A 16,813-nucleotide genomic window follows, 5' to 3' on the forward strand; every position below is an offset into this window, starting at 1 on the left:
CTACTTCACCTCCCGGCACGCGCCCTGCGGGGCGTCCTTCGCCGCATCATTATCGACGCACACCGGCAACGCCTCACCAGCCAACCGGTTCAGAATCCCCAGCACATCGTCATACGTGCCGCCCTTGAAGTTCTCCACCGTGTTCAGCTGGCTCTCCGGCAGGTCATTGATACCGAAGATCACGCAGTCCTGCGGCACCGAGTTCGACGACACAATCTGCAACTTGTTCTGCTCATTAATGCACGCCCGCTGAATCACCTCGCGGCGCGGCTCCGAAAACAACGACGTCCCGACGGCCCGCTCAATCGCGAAGTGGCCGTCGTTGCCGTCGGTGCCTAAAAAATAGCGGTCGTTGAGCCTATCGTTCGTCCACAACACCGCCGCCAGCGACAACATCAGCACAATCACCAACGCGGAGAGCACCCACGGCCAAATATTCACCTTGCGGCGAAACCGCTGGTCATCCTCCTCATCCGCCGACGCGTCACCCGCGCCGGGCTGCGACCCATCACGGCCGCCCTCACGATTATGGTTCGGCGGAATCGTCTCCGACTTGCGCATCAATGCCGCCGCCCTCGAAGCGGAAGAGTCCGGGTGCGTCGACTCGAACTCCGGCGCCAACGCGCCCGCCATCGCGGGGGCCGTCGGCAAGTCGGGGTGCTCCTCGCCGTCTTTGACCTCCACCACATCAGCGATGACTACCGTGATGTTGTCCGGCCCACCCGAACGCAGCGCCAACTCAATCAGCCGTTGCGCCGCCACCGACGGGGTGCCCTGCGCGAGCGCCTCCCCAATCGTCGACGCCGTCACCGGATCCGACAAGCCATCCGAGCACAACAGCACCCGATCCCCCGCGCGGACCTGAACCATCTCCAGGTGCGGCTCCACCGGGTTGCCCGTGTACGCCTTCAAAATCAACGACTTCTGCGGGTGACTCGACACGTCCTCCGGGTCCAGCTTCCCCTCGTTGACCAGGGACTGCACGAACGTATCGTCCTCGGTGATCTGGCGAAGCTGGCCGTCGCGAAGCAAATACCCGCGGGAATCGCCCACGTGAATGAGGCCGAACTCCGCGCCGTTGAACATCAACGCCGTCAGCGTCGTGCCCATGCCCTCCTGCTCCGGGTGCTGCGCCACCGAACGCTCAATCGTCGCGTTCGCATCATCCGCAGCCGCCCCGAGCAACGCCAACATGTCAGCGTCCTCCGGATCCCGGTCGAGGTGCTCCATGTGGCTGACCATCAACTGCGACGCAACCTCGCCCGCCGCGTGGCCACCCATCCCGTCCGCCAACAGCAGCAGATGCGGGCCCGCGTAGGCGGAATCCTCATTGTTTCCACGCACCAGACCCTTGTCCGATGCCGCCACATAATTCAACCGCAGCGTCATGGCATCAACCTCACAATCGTGCGCCCCATCTTGATATTCGTCCCCACCGACACCCGCTCCGGCTGGTCAATGCGCATACCCTGCACAAAGGTGCCGTTGCGGGAGTCTAGGTCCTCAATGAACCAGTCACTGCCACGGCGGAACAGTCGCGCGTGCCGCGAGGACGCAAAGTCATCCCCAAGCTGGAAATCATTATCCGGCGAGCGGCCCAGCGTCACATGCTCCACACTCGCAATCTCCATGTGAGAGCCCTGCAGCGGCCCCTCAACGACCGCAATCTGCCGGACCTTCTCACGCGACTGCAGCGGTTTCCCCGCCTGCTTCACTTGTCGACGCCCAGCTCCACCCACCTCACGCACATTCTTCCGCTGCACCCACAACACCAGCAGAATGAACAGCCAGAGCAGTGCGAGCAGGCCAAAGCGTGCGCTCAGGATCACCGCGGAATCCAACAAAGGAGCTCCTTCAGGTCAGGGCTTGTTAGGCCTGGAAAAATTCTGTCTGCGGGTGCGACGCCGCATCCGTGTAGCGCGGCGCGCCCTCCTCCGGGTCCGGCGTCGCCGGGGTCGATGCCCTCGGCTCCACGATGCGCACCTCAATGTGGGAATGGCCCAGGGTGATCACGTCGCCGTCGGCAAGCATCCAGTTCTCCACCGGCTCATCATTGACCGTCGTGCCGTTCGTCGACTGCAAATCGACCAACACCGCAACCTGGCCATCCCACGTAATCTCCGCATGTTGCCTCGACACACCCGTGTCCGGCAGGCGGAAATCCGCATCATTCGACCGGCCCAAAATATTCGAGCCCTCATGCACCAGGTACGTGCGCGACGACCCGTCCTGCAACAGCAAGCTCACAGTCGCTTCGCCACCCTCCACCGGCGTCATCGTATTTGGCTCATGCATGTGATCCTCCTGATCCTGGTTCGCCGCATGACGGTGCCTACCACCCTTCGACCGCTTCGTCGGCTCCGCCACAATGGCATCAAACCCACTCGCGACCTCCGGCTGCGGATCAATATACGAACTGACCCGCAACTGGCCCGTACGCAGCCCTGACTCCTCCGCGATCCGCACAACCGCCGGCCCATCAAAGAACCAACCCTGGTTGCGCACATACCGCGTCAGTTGTTCCGCGAGGTGCACCGGCAGGTCACGCTCCTGCGACAAGTTCTCCAAATCCTTCGAAGAAACACCCACCGCGAACACATTCGGCACCACAAACTCATCATGGTCAGTCACCACAACAGAGTCCTGCGCCTCCTGTTTCAGCAGCTCCTCGATCTCAGCCGGAACCACCTTGCCGCCAAACAGCGCCGCCATCGAATTATCCAGGCCACGCTGCAACGAACTGTCCAGCTTTGCCAATCGATCCATGACTCCCATCCGCATGCACCTCCTTTCTTTAACCCCGTTAGTATAGGTGCGCATTCCGACACAACCTAGCGTGAAACACCTTTATGCCCCATGACGTGCCGATTTGGCACTTCTCTATGTAAGGGTGTTATATTGTTCCAGTGCCCGCCCGGGTGGCGGAATTGGCAGACGCGCTGGCTTCAGGTGCCAGTGTTCGCAAGAACGTGGGGGTTCAAGTCCCCCCCCGGGCACAACCGGACCGGCCCTCCTTCGGGAGGGCCGGTTCTTTTTGTGTTTGGGCTGCTTTCAGGGCATGTTAGAGTTTGGGGCATGTCGAGTCCCGAATCAGACAGGTCAGGGGTTGTCGGTCACACCGCCAGCCCCTTGAACCACTAGTTACGACGCCCACGATCTGTGTGGGCGTATGTCTGGCGTACCCGGGGCGCTGGCCGTGGTGACAAGAAGAACCATTTCTTGATCTCACACCTCGGAGTACTCGATGCCTTTTGCCCTTTACATGCTTGCCCTGGCGGTCTTCGTCATGGGCACTTCAGAATTCATGCTCGCGGGATTGCTCCCCGCGATCGCGACCGAACTTGACGTCTCGGTCGGCACTGCGGGCCTGCTGACCTCCGCATTCGCAGTCGGTATGGTCGTCGGCGCGCCAGTGATGGCGGCATTCGCTCGCCGTTGGCCACCGCGGCTCACATTGATCGTTTGCCTTCTCGTGTTCGCGGGAAGCCACGTCATCGGAGCGATGACACCAGTGTTCTCTCTCCTGCTCATCACCCGGGTGCTCAGCGCTCTCGCAAACGCAGGATTCCTCGCCGTAGCACTGAGCACGGCCACTACCCTCGTGCCAGCGAACCAGAAGGGGCGTGCACTGTCGATCCTGCTCTCCGGCACGACGATCGCAACCGTCGTGGGCGTCCCCGCCGGGGCACTGCTCGGCACAGCGCTGGGCTGGCGAACGACGTTCTGGGCGATCGCCATCCTCTGTATTCCCGCGGCCGTTGGAGTCATTCGTGGCGTCACGAACAATGTTGGTCGGAGCGAGACTAGCGCGACCTCACCAAGGCTCCGTGTCGAGCTCAGCCAGTTGGCGACGCCGCGGCTCATCCTGGCCATGGCACTCGGAGCGCTGATCAACGGAGGGACCTTTGCGGCATTCACCTTCCTGGCACCCATCGTGACCGAGACCGCGGGCTTGGCCGAAGCGTGGGTGTCCGTCGCGCTGGTGATGTTCGGCATCGGATCGTTCCTTGGCGTCACGATCGCAGGACGACTATCAGATCAACGACCTGGCCTCGTGCTCGCAGTCGGCGGACCGCTATTGCTGACAGGCTGGATCGTGTTGGCAGTGGTCGCATCTCATCCCGTTGCGCTTATCGTCCTCGTCCTCGTTCAGGGATTCCTGTCGTTCGGCGTCGGCAGTACTCTGATCACGCGTGTGCTGTATGCAGCATCGGGTGCGCCAACGATGGGCGGTTCGTACGCAACCGCAGCATTGAATATCGGAGCTGCAGCGGGGCCCGTGCTTGGTGCGCTCGGGCTCGCGACCGGGCTGGGGCTGCTCGCGCCGGTTTGGGTCGCTTCGGTGCTGACAGCGATCGCTCTCGTCATCATGCTTCTCACCAGACGCGCGCTTACGAAGACCGCGGCGGAGGCCAATTGATGACCCATCCGAACGCTCTTCTCACTCCTCGTGCCCGTCTCCGGTTAGCTCGGCTGATTGTCGAAGACGGCTATCCGGCCACGATCGCCGCAAAGATGGGGTCGTTTGCGGGAGAGGGCGAAATCCTACGCTAAGGCTTTGGCCAACGATATTCTCCGGTAAGATTGATGTGTTCCCAGGGGATAGGAGAAGTCGCTTGATATCTAGTATGACGTCTGTCGCACCTGCTTGATCGCGGCCGCGATAGCTAGATCGCGTTGCTCCTCTTCTCCATCCGCGTTCCAAGCTGCGGAAAGGCACCCATAAGCGTACGCCTGGTCGAGCAGGCGACGCGGATCGACGTCCAGCGCACGAGAGAATGCGTCCGCCATCTGTGCAATGCGTCTAGGATCGAGACAAAGGTCGTCTCTGTCAGCCGGATCGTAGAACATATTGGCGGCGCCAAAGCCCACTTCACCGACCAGACCGACGGGATCTATCACCAGCCAGCCGCGACTGGAGAACATGATGTTTTCATGATGCAGATCGCCATGTAGCCCACGCAGTTCCGAGGCATTGCTCATCATTTGATCGGCTATAATCGCCGCGTGGACGTAGTCAGTTTGACAACCTGCGTTTTGATCATCGCGCGCCCGCTGAAACAAAGCTGCAAAGCGATCCCGGATCGGGAGAAGGGCAGAAGGCAGGGGTTCCTCAGATGCGGCATACAGCTTCGCCATTAGTTCCGCTGCAATTTCGGTCGCCTGGTAGTCGCCGTGCTCGGCAACGATGTGAGAGAGCATTCGCTCCCCGGCATATTCGAGCAACATCAGATTGTTCTCACGACCGAGCAACCGGACTGCTCCCCTCCCATTGCGCCATACCAGATAGTCGGCCCCGCGCAGTTCATCAGCAATGTCTTCTATAGGTTTCAATCCCTTGACGATTGCAGGAGTCCCGTCTGGCAATGGAACTTTCCAAACGAGGCTGGAAAAGGTGTCCGCAATGAGAACAGGTTGCGAAACGTGCCAATGAGCAGGAAAAACAGGCGGCATGAACATCAACCCCAAGTCAGAGGGTCCAATCGCAGATAGAAGGCAAGGCGTTCGCGGTCGGGGGCTTCGATCCCCAATACATTGAATAGGACAGCGAAGGCGCGCTCTGCTTCATCTGGCGCTGCCCAGTTCTCTTCGGCGTTAGCAATCATGAGTGCCAAATCGGCATAGCGATCTGCTGTTCCGAGCCGCCCAAGGTCGATCAGACCCGTGCATTGAAGAGTTTTAGGGTCCACCATGAAGTTCGGCATGCAGGGATCACCATGGCAAACAACCATATCGGTGCGCTCTTGGTCGAGCCGCACCGGTAGCTCTCGTTCGACACGAGCCAAAAGATCGAGCTGCGGCGTACTCTTGTCCTCGTCCGGTAAGAAGTCGGGATTGACGGCATTGCGGGACACCACATCAACGGCGCGTCCGAACATTCGCGACAGCCTGCGCTCAAACGGACATTGATCAACCGATAGGCTGTGAACAGCGCCAAGTTGCTGCCCCATTGACGGCCACGCTTTGAGCAAATCCGCTCCAGACAGATCAGCCGCCGGTACTCCCGGAATTGCCGTTATCACCAAGCATGCACCCTCCTGTTCCTCCTGCCAGTTGATCACCTCGGGGCAAGCCACACCTCGACCTTTGAGCCAAATGAGGCGGTCACGCTCTCCAGCGAGCTCACCGCGGCGGGAAGCAGGTGCGATTTTCGCGAAGGCATGCCCGTCACCACGTCGAAAAACAAAATCACCAGATTCTCCGCCTCTGACAGGCAACCAGTCAGAATGCGATTCACCAAAAAAAATATTAGTTCGATTCAATGGAGGTTCCTTCAGTTTTCTGATGAAGCGCGGAGGTGGCTCAACCTGCGAAAAGAAACGAGTTGCTACGTAAGTCCGAGAACATGCTTTCCATGGTCTCTGAGCTCGCCTTTGGGACCGACATATCGGTAGAGAGTGACGCGCTCGATGCCGAGTTCCTTGCAGAGATCGGAAACTGAAGTATCGCGCTGGGCCATGGCGGCTTGCGCGAGACGCACCTGAGCTTTGGTGAGCGCGAATTTTCGTCCGCCCTTGCGACCGCGCGCTCTCGCGGAGGCGAGACCCGCCATGGTGCGCTCTCGGATCAGATCCCGCTCGAACTCGGCCAAGGTGGCGAAGATTCCGAACACCATGCGACCGGACGCAGTCGTGGTGTCGATCTGAGCGGGCACTGTTGCAAAGTTAGCGATGAGGCAGCCTTTTGTCTTATTCAAAGGCCTTACATTTCAAAAACTCTGCTTACCAGGCGCATTTCGCCCAGGGGATCACCATAATAAAATGCTGAGGCCTGGCCTTTGCGTAGTGCACGCATCACCTCAATACCTTTGATGGTGGCGTAAGCCGTCTTCATGGATTTAAATCCCAGCGTGGCGCCGATTATCCGTTTCAGTTTGCCATGATCGCATTCAATCACGTTGTTCCGGTACTTAATCTGTCGGTGTTCAACGTCAGACGGGCACCGGCCTTCGCGTTTGAGCAGAGCAAGCGCGCGACCATAGGCGGGCGCTTTATCCGTGTTGATGAATCGCGGGATCTGCCACTTCTTCACGTTGTTGAGGATTTTACCCAGAAACCGGTATGCAGCTTTGCTGTTACGACGGGAGGAGAGATAAAAATCGACAGTGCGGCCCCGGCTGTCGACGGCCCGGTACAGATACGCCCAGCGGCCATTGACCTTCACGTAGGTTTCATCCATGTGCCACGGGCCAAGATCGGAAGGGTTACGCCAGTACCAGCGCAGCCGTTTTTCCATTTCAGGCGCATAACGCTGAACCCAGCGGTAAATCGTGGAGTGATCGACATTCACTCCGCGTTCAGCCAGCATCTCCTGCAGCTCACGGTAACTGATGCCGTATTTGCAGTACCAGCGTACGGCCCACAGAATGATGCCACGCTGAAAATGCCGGCCTTTGAATGGGTTCATGTGCAGCTCCATCAGCAAAAGGGGATGATAAGTTTATCACCACCGACTATTTGCAACAGTGCCCCGTCCGGATACTGCCAGATATCGGCGTCCAGGGAGATGTCCTGAAGCGCGGTGTCCGGAATTTCAGGTTTGTGTCTCTACAAAGACTAACTATCAGAAAAACTCATCGAGCATCAAATGAAACTGCAATTTATTCATATCAGGATTATCAATACCATATTTTTGAAAAAGCCGTTTCTGTAATGAAGGAGAAAACTCACCGAGGCAGTTCCATAGGATGGCAAGATCCTGGTATCGGTCTGCGATTCCGACTCGTCCAACATCAATACAACCTATTAATTTCCCCTCGTCAAAAATAAGGTTATCAAGTGAGAAATCACCATGAGTGACGACTGAATCCGGTGAGAATGGCAAAAGCTTATGCATTTCTTTCCAGACTTGTTCAACAGGCCAGCCATTACGCTCGTCATCAAAATCACTAGCATCAACCAAACCGTTATTCATTCGTGATTGCGCCTGAGCGAGACGAAATACGCGATCGCTGTTAAAAGGACAATTACAAACAGGAATCGAATGCAACCGGCGCAGGAACACTGCCAGCGCATCAACAATATTTTCACCTGAATCAGGATATTCTTCTAATACCTGGAATGCTGTTTTCCCGGGGATCGCAGTGGTGAGTAACCATGCATCATCAGGAGTACGGATAAAATGCTTGATGGTCGGAAGAGGCATAAATGCCGTCAGCCAGTTTAGTCTGACCATCTCATCTGTAACATCATTGGCAACGCTACCTTTGCCATGTTTCAGAAACAACTCTGGCGCATTGGGCTTCCCATACAATCGATAGATTGTCGCACCTGATTGCCCGACATTATCGCGAGCCCATCTATACCCATATAAATCAGCATCCAGGTTGGAATTTAATCGCGGCCTCGAGCAAGACGTTTCCCGTTGAATATGGCTCATAACACCCCTTGTATTACTGTTTATGTAAGCAGACAGTTTTATTGTTCATGATGATATATTTTTATCTTGTGCAATATAACATGGGTTGGCACTGTTGCAAATAGTCGGTGGTGATAAACTTATCATCCCCTTTTGCTGATGGAGCTGCACATGAACCCATTCAAAGGCCGGCATTTTCAGCGTGGCATCATTCTGTGGGCCGTACGCTGGTACTGCAAATACGGCATCAGTTACCGTGAGCTGCAGGAGATGCTGGCTGAACGCGGAGTGAATGTCGATCACTCCACGATTTACCGCTGGGTTCAGCGTTATGCGCCTGAAATGGAAAAACGGCTGCGCTGGTACTGGCGTAACCCTTCCGATCTTTGCCCGTGGCACATGGATGAAACCTACGTGAAGGTCAATGGCCGCTGGGCGTATCTGTACCGGGCCGTCGACAGCCGGGGCCGCACTGTCGATTTTTATCTCTCCTCCCGTCGTAACAGCAAAGCTGCATACCGGTTTCTGGGTAAAATCCTCAACAACGTGAAGAAGTGGCAGATCCCGCGATTCATCAACACGGATAAAGCGCCCGCCTATGGTCGCGCGCTTGCTCTGCTCAAACGCGAAGGCCGGTGCCCGTCTGACGTTGAACACCGACAGATTAAGTACCGGAACAACGTGATTGAATGCGATCATGGCAAACTGAAACGGATAATCGGCGCCACGCTGGGATTTAAATCCATGAAGACGGCTTACGCCACCATCAAAGGTATTGAGGTGATGCGTGCACTACGCAAAGGCCAGGCCTCAGCATTTTATTATGGTGATCCCCTGGGCGAAATGCGCCTGGTAAGCAGAGTTTTTGAAATGTAAGGCCTTTGAATAAGACAAAAGGCTGCCTCATCGCTAACTTTGCAACAGTGCCTCTGAGCGCCCTTTCCAGTCAGAACCCGCAGGCCGATCTTGCGGTCTGACAGCTCCTTCACCGTGTTGACCAGATGGGCAAGCGATCGTCCGAGGCGATCGAGCTTCCAGACCACCAGCACATCGCCGTCACGCAATGACTTGAGGCAGGCAGTCAAGCCAGGGCGATCATCACGACCGCCGGAAGCAAGATCATCATAGATATTGTCCCGTTCGACACCTGCGGCGCGCAAGGCGTCGTGCTGCAGGTCGAGAGACTGCGAGCCATCGGCTTTGGAGACGCGGGCATATCCGATCAGCATGTATCACAAACGTTGGTTTGAGGCGGCGCTTCGGCCACGATTGCATTGACCTCTGGAAATGTATCTCAACCAGCTTCATAAACAAAGCGTCTTGAACGCTATCAGATTTTGAAAAAGGAACATGTATGCCGCGTCGCGTCACTCTAACCGATCGGCAGAAAGACGCGCTGTTGCGCTTGCCGACTTCACAGACGGATTTGCTCAAGCACTATACGCTGAGTGATGAAGACTTTGGGCATATCAGGCTGCGTCGGCGCGCTCACAACAGGTTCGGCTTCGCCCTGCAATTGTGTGTCCTGCGCTATCCCGGCCGGGTGCTGGCTCCAGGCGAACTGATCCCTGCAGAGGTCATCGAATTTATCGGAGCGCAGCTTGGCCTGGGTGCCGACGATCTCGTAGACTATGCTGCCCGCGAGGAAACACGGCACGAGCATCTTGCCGAGTTACGGGGGCTCTACGGCTTCCGCACCTTCTCCGGACGTGGTGCGAGCGAGCTGAAGGAATGGTTGTTCCGAGAAGCCGAGATGGCGGTGTCGAACGAGGATATCGCCCGTCGCTTCGTAGCCGAGTGCCGACGCACCCGCACTGTCCTTCCCGCGACATCCACGATCGAGCGGCTTTGTGCCGCGGCTCTCGTCGATGCCGAGCGACGCATCGAGACGAGGATCGCCAGTCGGCTGCCTATGTCGATCCGAGAACAGTTGCTGGCATTGCTCGAGGAGACGGCTGATGATCGGGTGACCCGTTTTGTGTGGCTGCGCCAGTTCGAGCCTGGCTCGAACTCTTCGTCGGCCAACCGGCTGCTCGACCGGCTCGAATATCTGCAACGCGTCGATCTCCCCGAGGATCTGCTTGCCGGCGTTCCTGCCCATCGGGTGACTCGTCTGCGCAGGCAGGGTGAACGGTATTATGCCGACGGCATGCGCGATCTCCCGGAGGACAGGCGGCTTGCGATCTTGGCTGTTTGCGTCTCGGAATGGCAGGCGATGTTGGCCGACGCAGTGGTCGAAACCCACGACCGGATCGTCGGCCGTCTCTACCGTGCTTCGGAGCGTATTTGCCATGCAAAGGTCGCAGACGAAGCGGGGGTGGTGCGTGACACCCTGAAATCCTTCGCCGAGATCGGGGGCGCCCTGGTCGATGCACAGGATGATGGCCAGCCGCTGGGCGATGTCATCGCGAGTGGGTCAGGGTGGGACGGCTTAAAAACCCTTGTTGCAATGGCAACCAGGCTGACCGCCACCATGGCCGACGATCCGCTCAATCATGTGCTCGACGGTTATCACCGCTTCCGCCGATACGCTCCACGCATGTTGCGCCTGCTCGATCTGCGAGCTGCGCCCGTTGCACTGCCGCTTCTGGAAGCGGTGACGGCCCTTCGTACCGGTTTGAACGATGCCGCGATGACCAGCTTCTTGCGGCCCAGCTCGAAATGGCATCGCCACCTTCGGGCCCAGAGGGCTGGCGACGCTCGCCTATGGGAGATCGCGGTGCTGTTCCATCTGCGCGATGCGTTCCGCTCCGGAGATGTCTGGCTTACTAGGTCCCGGCGCTATGGCGATCTGAAACACGCACTCGTTCCGGCACAAGCCATCGCGGAAGGCGGTCGTCTCGCTGTGCCATTGCGGCCGGAGGAATGGCTGGCAGACCGGCAAGCTCGCCTCGACATGCGGTTGCGCGAGCTTGGCCGTGCCGCTCGCGCAGGCACGATCCCGGGCGGGTCGATTGAAAACGGCGTTCTGCATATCGAGAAACTCGAAGCCGCCGCGCCGACAGGCGCCGAAGATCTGGTGCTCGATCTCTACAAGCAGATCCCGCCCACGCGCATCACCGATCTCCTGCTGGAGGTGGATGCGGCGACCGGCTTCACCGAAGCGTTCACCCATCTGCGCACAGGAGCACCCTGCGCTGACCGGATCGGGCTAATGAACGTTATCTTGGCGGAAGGGATCAACCTCGGCTTGCGCAAAATGGCGGATGCGACAAACACCCACACCTTCTGGGAATTGATCCGCATTGGACGGTGGCATGTCGAGGGCGAAGCCTATGACCGGGCGCTGGCCATGGTGGTCGAGGCACAGGCAGCGTTACCCATGGCCCGGTTCTGGGGCATGGGCACGTCGGCTTCGAGCGACGGACAGTTCTTCGTCGCTACAGAGCAAGGTGAGGCCATGAACCTGGTCAACGCGAAATATGGCAATACCCCGGGCCTGAAAGCCTATAGCCACGTCTCCGACCAATATGCGCCGTTCGCAACCCAGGTGATTCCTGCAACGGCAAGCGAAGCGCCTTACATCCTCGATGGCCTGCTGATGAACGATGCTGGACGCCATATCCGCGAGCAGTTCACCGACACGGGCGGCTTCACCGATCACGTCTTTGCCGCATGTGCCATTCTCGGCTACCGGTTCGCTCCGCGCATCCGCGACCTGCCATCCAAACGGCTCTACGCGTTCAATCCGTCGGCCGCCCCGGCGCACCTGCGAGCGTTGATCGGCGGAAAGGTCAACCAAGCCATGATCGAGCGCAATTGGCCCGACATCCTGCGCATCGCCGCCACCATTGCTGCCGGGACCGTCGCGCCAAGCCAGATTCTGCGGAAACTCGCCTCCTATCCGCGGCAGAACGAGCTCGCGACAGCCCTGCGGGAAGTCGGTCGCGTCGAGCGCACCCTGTTCATGATCGACTGGATTCTGGATGCCGAACTCCAACGGCGTGCCCAGATCGGGCTCAACAAAGGCGAAGCTCATCATGCGCTGAAGCGGGCAATCAGCTTCCACCGCCGCGGTGAAATCCGCGACCGTTCCGCCGAAGGCCAGCATTACCGCATCGCCGGCATGAATCTGCTCGCCGCCATCATCATCTTCTGGAACACCATGAAGCTCGGCGAGGTCGTTGCAAACCAGAAACGCGATGGAAAGCTGCTATCGCCCGATCTCTTGGCCCATGTTTCGCCGCTCGGATGGGAACACATCAATCTCACCGGAGAATATCGCTGGCCAAAGCCTTAGCGTAGGATTCCGCCCCCTCCCGCAAACGACCCCAAGATGTTCATGGTCTCCCCGATCACTGCCCGGAAATGGGCAGGCCGCTACCGGGAAGAGGGTGAGTTTGGGATGCAGGATCGCTCCAGCAAGCCGCACCGGATCCCAGGCAGGACGCCCGAGCATGTCAAGAAGAAGATCATCAACCTGCGCTGGCGGCTTCGACTGGGGCCAGCCCAGATCGCTGCGCGACTTGGTCTCTCGACGTCGACTGTTCACGCGGTCCTCGTCCGTTGCCGCGTGAACCGCCTCTCGCATATCGATCGTGTCACTGGCGAGCCATTGCGGCGATATGAGCATCCTCATCCGGGATCGTTGATTCATGTCGATGTCACGAAGTTCGGCAACATCCCCGACGGCGGTGGACATCGTTACGTAGGTCGGCAGCAAGGCGCACGGAACAAGCTCGCGACTCCGGGATTACCACGAGGAAAAGATCACAAGCCGCGCACCGGGACGGCGTTCGTTCACACAGTCATCGACGACCACTCCCGCGTCGCATACGCAGAAATCTGGTCGGATGAGCAGGCGAGCACAGCGGTGGGAGTTCTCGAACGCGCCGTGGCCTGGTTCGCCGAACGAGGCGTGACCGTCGAGCGAGTCCTATCCGACAACGGGTCGGCATACAGATCCCACGCATGGAGGGACTTCTGCGCTCGGCTCGGCATCCGACACAAGCGGACACGCCCCTACCGGCCGCAGACGAACGGGAAGATCGAGCGATTCCACCGCACGCTCGGGGACGGCTGGGCCTATGCCAGGTTTTACGGTTCAGAGGCCGAACGACGCCTGGCGCTGCCCGGCTGGCTCCACTTCTACAACCACCACCGACACCACTCTGCGATTGGCGGCGTACCCTTCGACCGACTCAACAACGTCCCTGGACATCACAGCTAGGTCGTCGAGTGATATTGCGGTGGTGCAATGCTCGATGAACTGGGTGAACACTGCCGCGTTGGTGATGTCGTTTCGACGTTTGACGCTGGAGGCGCCGCATTGTTTGCAGCGCCATCTGGTGGTGCCTTTGCTGGTGGTGCCGTTGCGTTTCATTTCACCGCCGCAGTGGCAGCGTGGTTGGTTCTTCGACATTGCGACACCACACCACGCCGCGCATAGCACATCACGGCTGCCACACCGAGGATTTCCCGTCGGGGGCTAGATATATGCTTCCGGAGCATATACTTTCCGGAAACCTACAGGTCAATCCGTGAAAATCCGCGATTCCGGACACACTTTTTGACCCTTAACCCTGCTTTCATGGGCTGCGTCGGTGGGAGACAGTGACAAAAGACGCAACCCAATTTGGTCCGTGCATTTAAAGTGCCAGTTTATAAAAGTGCTAGATAATTAGCGACGTCAGATTTGTCACTCGCGTCAGTTCCCTGTGCAGCACACTCCCGGTTTTCCAACAAACCAGCGTGACGTTTCGCCAGGTCGCGAAAACACCAACCCGGAACTTGGTGTGTTGGGAGTGGGCGGAAAAGGATAACATTAGCGACGATGCTCGGGGCCGCTCGTTTCGAGAGGTATTTCACTATGGCCGGAGAGGACGTCGATAAGGCGGATTGCGATAGACGGTTGAGGCTGTTTTGGGAGTGCTCGCAGGCGATTAACTGGTTAGTTAGCTTCACACAATGGGCGAACAGTAGCTCAAGAGAGTTACGCGAACCCTTCGTTACTTCGGCCGTGACATAAGAGACGAGAAATTAACAGTGCTGATAAAAGACCGAGGCCACTCCTCGTCGTCGGTCAAAAGCATGTCCTCCCACAAACGTGACACGGCTGCCCCGGGCTCAATAGGCTCATCGATCGTCCCTAACGCGGTGGAATAGCTATACATATTCCATTCATCCTCGTTAACCGGTTCATCACTTTGTGCCTGGAGATCATGGAGCAAGTTTTCTTTCACGATTGGGTTAACCTCGTAAAACTCCACATCAGCAACCAGATAGACGGTTGTGAACTGCTTTACGCGCTCCACTCGTTCAAGATAGCGCTGATAGCACCGAGGAAGATCCTCCTCTTTGGCAAGGAAGTAGGTTCTAGTCAGAGTGATTTCGCTGAGTGTCATTTAGGGTTCCAATTCGTGTCATAGGCACCCGAAGGGCGGTACTTTCTCTGTGGGTAGCAATGCCTCTTCTAGACATTGTTGAACTTGTTCACGTACAGGTTAGCTTCTTTTCCAGTGTTGTCAGGGTGCGATGGATGGTTGCGGAATTGAACCATCAACCGCTAGAGCATGAGTCGCCGCGATGGACCAAGTTCGAAAGTGGGCGAGGAGAGGGGTACGGCGCCGGAGGCTCCAGTGCCAAAAGACGCAACCCAATTTGGTCCGGCCATTTAAAGTGCCAGGTCAGAAAAGTGCTAGATGTTAAGAAGGGTCAGATTTGGCACTCCTGCGAGTTTCCTGTGCACCACAATCCCCATTTTCGAGCAACCCGAGCGGCGTTTCCGCAGGTCGCAAAAATGCTGCCCCGGAATCTGGTGCAAAGTTCCAGATGGAGCGTCCACGCCCCATATGAGCAGCGCGCACCTAGTAAGGTGAGCTGCAGTATTGTTGCATATACCTGAAGGAAGCCCCTCATGACGAACCCGTACCAGCCCGACGACACCCACCCTGGCACCAACGAGTGGGCGACCCAGCAGCAACAGCAGTACCAGCAGCCGTACTACCAGCAGCCATATCAGCCGCAGCCGCCGTACCAGCCGCAGCAGAAGAGCAACACCGGCCTGGTGGTTGCGTTGTCGGTGTTGGGGACGCTGGTGTTGTTGGCGCTGGCTGGCGCGGTGGCGTTTTTGGTTGTGCGTTCCGACGGGACGAAGGACGGGCAGCAGGATCCGGTGATCGTGACGGAGATTGAGACGGTCGCGCCGGAAGCCGGCAACAACGGCAGCAACGGCAACCAGGGCAACAAGCCTAATGTGAACCGGCGTGAGCCGATGGGGTCGAGTGCGGGGTTCTCGAACGCGACGGCGGAGACCGGGAATACGTCGTCGGAGTTCGCGGGCAATGTGTTGGCTGTGTTTAATGAGCGGGCTGCGGCCACTGGTGAGTTCCCGGGGTCGTTGAGTGTGTATAGCCCGGTGACGGGGCAGACGTACACGATGTCGTGCTGGCCGGCGGGTGGGGGAGCCCGGTGCCAGGGCGGTAATAATGCGTCGGTGTATTTGTACTAATGGCGTTGTATCCTCGCCCGTTGTCGGTGGGCGATCATGTGCGTGTGGTGGCTCCGGCGCGTTCGTTGGCGTATGTGGAGCAGGGCCCGGCGGGTCGTTTTGTGGCTGAGTTGGCCACGCGGCGCCTGGAGGAGCTTGGCCTGTCGGTGAGCTTTGGGGCGAATGTGCGTGTGTCGGACATGTTTTGGTCCGCGCCGGGCAAGCTGCGAGCTGAGGATCTTATCGACGCCTACTCCGACCCAACCGTCGACGGCATCATGAGCGTGATCGGTGGCTTTACCAGTAACGAGATTCTGCCTCACCTGGATTTTGATGTGATTGCGGAGCATCCGAAGTTTTTGTGTGGGAATTCGGATGTGTCGGCGTTGGCGAATGCGGTGTATGCGAAGACGGGCCAGGTGGTCTACGTGGGCCCGCATTGGTCGACGTTGGGGATGCGCGATTTCGGGGAGGTGACGCGGGATGCGTTTGTGCAGGCGGCGTTTACTGATGGGCCGATCGTGTGGCAGCCGGGGGAGTGGTTCACGGACGATGACTGGTTTATTAACCAGGATGGTCGTGTGCAGGAGCCGGATGATGGCTGGTGGGTGATCCAGGAGGGCCGCGCGGAGGGGATTGCGCTTGGGTCGAATTTGGGCACGTTGGGGTTGTTGTCGGGCACGGAGTTCATGCCGTCGCTGAATGATGCGGTGCTGTTTGCGGAGGTGACGGGGAAGTACACGGTGATGGATTTCCGGCGTGAGCTGGTGTCGTTGTTGCAGGCCCCGGATGGTCACGGGATTGAGGGCTTGGTGATTGGGCGTTTCCAGACCGCGAGCCGTGTCACGAGGGTGATGGTGGAGGAGATGGTGGCGTCGATACCTGAGTTGAGGGGGAAGCCGGTGGTGGCGAACGCATCGTTTGGGCACACGAACCCCTTGCTGACGTTCCCGGTCGGCGGGCGTGTGGATGTTTCGGTGGAGGGGGGAGAGGCGTCGATTAGTTTTCCTAGAGTGTAGTTTGTCC

The 16,813-nt window shown here is 58.3% G+C and carries 15 protein-coding genes, 1 tRNA gene and 4 pseudogenes; 9 read left to right on the plus strand and 11 right to left on the minus strand.

The genetic code is table 11. The features are described 5' to 3' along the window. The 3 genes from BQ4436_RS03125 to BQ4436_RS03135 are packed head-to-tail and all read right to left on the minus strand — an operon-like array spanning position 1 to position 2,775. Positions 1 to 1,389 carry a PP2C family protein-serine/threonine phosphatase gene (locus BQ4436_RS03125; RefSeq protein ID WP_070975487.1) on the minus strand — a complete coding sequence of 463 codons (1,389 nt, stop codon included), beginning with the start codon at positions 1,387 to 1,389 and terminating at the stop codon, positions 1 to 3. Next, positions 1,386 to 1,841 carry an FHA domain-containing protein FhaB/FipA gene (locus BQ4436_RS03130; RefSeq protein WP_070975488.1) on the minus strand — a complete coding sequence of 152 codons (456 nt, stop codon included), beginning with the start codon at positions 1,839 to 1,841 and terminating at the stop codon, positions 1,386 to 1,388. Before BQ4436_RS03130 ends, BQ4436_RS03125 begins: the two co-directional genes overlap by 4 nt. A gap of 28 nt (positions 1,842 to 1,869) precedes the next feature. Next, positions 1,870 to 2,775 carry a DUF3662 and FHA domain-containing protein gene (locus tag BQ4436_RS03135; protein WP_070975489.1) on the minus strand — a complete coding sequence of 302 codons (906 nt, stop codon included), beginning with the start codon at positions 2,773 to 2,775 and terminating at the stop codon, positions 1,870 to 1,872. Positions 2,776 to 2,912: 137 nt separating this feature from the next. On the opposite strand from BQ4436_RS03135, the gene BQ4436_RS03140 reads away from it, so the two are divergent. The 4 genes and pseudogenes from BQ4436_RS03140 to BQ4436_RS11910 all read left to right on the plus strand — a co-directional run. After that, positions 2,913 to 2,996, plus strand: a tRNA-Leu gene (locus BQ4436_RS03140). A 173-nt stretch (positions 2,997 to 3,169) separates the two neighbouring features. Beyond that, on the plus strand, positions 3,170 to 3,223 hold the full coding sequence (locus BQ4436_RS12620; RefSeq protein WP_011113070.1) for a chloramphenicol resistance leader peptide: 54 nt from the start codon (positions 3,170 to 3,172) through the stop codon (positions 3,221 to 3,223). A 21-nt stretch (positions 3,224 to 3,244) separates the two neighbouring features. Continuing rightward, positions 3,245 to 4,420: a chloramphenicol efflux MFS transporter Cmx gene (gene cmx / locus BQ4436_RS03145; RefSeq protein ID WP_005297378.1), complete on the plus strand. Its 1,176-nt coding sequence runs from the start codon at positions 3,245 to 3,247 to the stop codon at positions 4,418 to 4,420. Next, positions 4,420 to 4,518, plus strand: a pseudogene (locus BQ4436_RS11910) (IS481 family transposase); the annotation flags it as partial. The gene cmx and the pseudogene BQ4436_RS11910, both read left to right, overlap by 1 nt. A gap of 105 nt (positions 4,519 to 4,623) precedes the next feature. On the opposite strand, the gene BQ4436_RS03150 reads toward BQ4436_RS11910, so the two are convergent. From BQ4436_RS03150 to BQ4436_RS03170, 5 genes are all read right to left on the minus strand, one after another. Beyond that, complete coding sequence (locus tag BQ4436_RS03150) at positions 4,624 to 5,460, minus strand: APH(6)-I family aminoglycoside O-phosphotransferase (protein WP_070975520.1); 837 nt, start codon at positions 5,458 to 5,460, stop codon at positions 4,624 to 4,626. Next, positions 5,460 to 6,263, minus strand: a complete 804-nt coding sequence (gene aph(3'')-Ib, locus BQ4436_RS03155; protein ID WP_001082319.1) for an aminoglycoside O-phosphotransferase APH(3'')-Ib — start codon at positions 6,261 to 6,263, stop codon at positions 5,460 to 5,462. The genes BQ4436_RS03150 and aph(3'')-Ib overlap by 1 nt, the downstream gene beginning before the upstream one ends. Positions 6,264 to 6,328: 65 nt before the next feature. Continuing rightward, positions 6,329 to 6,697, minus strand: a complete 369-nt coding sequence (locus BQ4436_RS03160; protein WP_012360778.1) for a recombinase family protein — start codon at positions 6,695 to 6,697, stop codon at positions 6,329 to 6,331. 5 nt (positions 6,698 to 6,702) lie between these two features. Continuing rightward, on the minus strand, positions 6,703 to 7,407 hold the full coding sequence (locus BQ4436_RS03165; RefSeq protein WP_070975521.1) for an IS6-like element IS26 family transposase: 705 nt from the start codon (positions 7,405 to 7,407) through the stop codon (positions 6,703 to 6,705). A 156-nt stretch (positions 7,408 to 7,563) separates the two neighbouring features. Beyond that, the gene (locus tag BQ4436_RS03170; protein ID WP_000018326.1) at positions 7,564 to 8,379 is read right to left on the minus strand and encodes an aminoglycoside O-phosphotransferase APH(3')-Ia; all 816 of its coding nucleotides are present in this window, start codon (positions 8,377 to 8,379) and stop codon (positions 7,564 to 7,566) included. Between the two features lie 150 nt (positions 8,380 to 8,529). Here BQ4436_RS03170 and BQ4436_RS03175 point away from each other — a divergent pair, with 150 nt between their 5' ends. Next, positions 8,530 to 9,234: an IS6-like element IS26 family transposase gene (locus tag BQ4436_RS03175; protein ID WP_070975522.1), complete on the plus strand. Its 705-nt coding sequence runs from the start codon at positions 8,530 to 8,532 to the stop codon at positions 9,232 to 9,234. 17 nt (positions 9,235 to 9,251) lie between these two features. On the opposite strand, the pseudogene BQ4436_RS11555 reads toward BQ4436_RS03175, so the two are convergent. Beyond that, positions 9,252 to 9,587, minus strand: a pseudogene (locus BQ4436_RS11555) (recombinase family protein); the annotation flags it as partial. Positions 9,588 to 9,712: 125 nt separating this feature from the next. Here BQ4436_RS11555 and BQ4436_RS03180 point away from each other — a divergent pair. Beyond that, positions 9,713 to 12,598 (plus strand): Tn3 family transposase, encoded by a 2,886-nt coding sequence (locus BQ4436_RS03180; RefSeq protein WP_011116984.1) that lies wholly within the window; start codon positions 9,713 to 9,715, stop codon positions 12,596 to 12,598. Between the two features lie 39 nt (positions 12,599 to 12,637). Next, a pseudogene (locus BQ4436_RS03185) lies at positions 12,638 to 13,528 on the plus strand (IS481-like element IS5564 family transposase); the annotation flags it as partial. Here BQ4436_RS03185 and BQ4436_RS11560 read toward each other — a convergent pair. Both BQ4436_RS11560 and BQ4436_RS03195 read right to left on the minus strand, forming a co-directional pair. Next, positions 13,523 to 13,720, minus strand: a pseudogene (locus tag BQ4436_RS11560) (IS256 family transposase); the annotation flags it as partial. The pseudogenes BQ4436_RS03185 and BQ4436_RS11560 sit on opposite strands and share 6 nt — an antisense overlap. A 586-nt stretch (positions 13,721 to 14,306) precedes the next feature. Further along, positions 14,307 to 14,702 carry a hypothetical protein gene (locus BQ4436_RS03195; RefSeq protein ID WP_070975491.1) on the minus strand — a complete coding sequence of 132 codons (396 nt, stop codon included), beginning with the start codon at positions 14,700 to 14,702 and terminating at the stop codon, positions 14,307 to 14,309. Positions 14,703 to 15,214: 512 nt separating this feature from the next. Between BQ4436_RS03195 and BQ4436_RS03200 the strand changes: the two genes are divergently transcribed. Together BQ4436_RS03200 and BQ4436_RS03205 are read left to right on the plus strand one after the other, a co-directional pair. After that, positions 15,215 to 15,808: a hypothetical protein gene (locus BQ4436_RS03200; protein ID WP_070975492.1), complete on the plus strand. Its 594-nt coding sequence runs from the start codon at positions 15,215 to 15,217 to the stop codon at positions 15,806 to 15,808. Continuing rightward, the gene (locus BQ4436_RS03205; protein ID WP_070975493.1) at positions 15,808 to 16,806 is read left to right on the plus strand and encodes a S66 family peptidase; all 999 of its coding nucleotides are present in this window, start codon (positions 15,808 to 15,810) and stop codon (positions 16,804 to 16,806) included. Before BQ4436_RS03200 ends, BQ4436_RS03205 begins: the two co-directional genes overlap by 1 nt. Positions 16,807 to 16,813: the final 7 nt, after the last annotated feature.

Source organism: Corynebacterium sp. MC3 (assembly GCF_900099485.1).
GTDB lineage: Bacteria > Actinomycetota > Actinomycetes > Mycobacteriales > Mycobacteriaceae > Corynebacterium > Corynebacterium pseudogenitalium.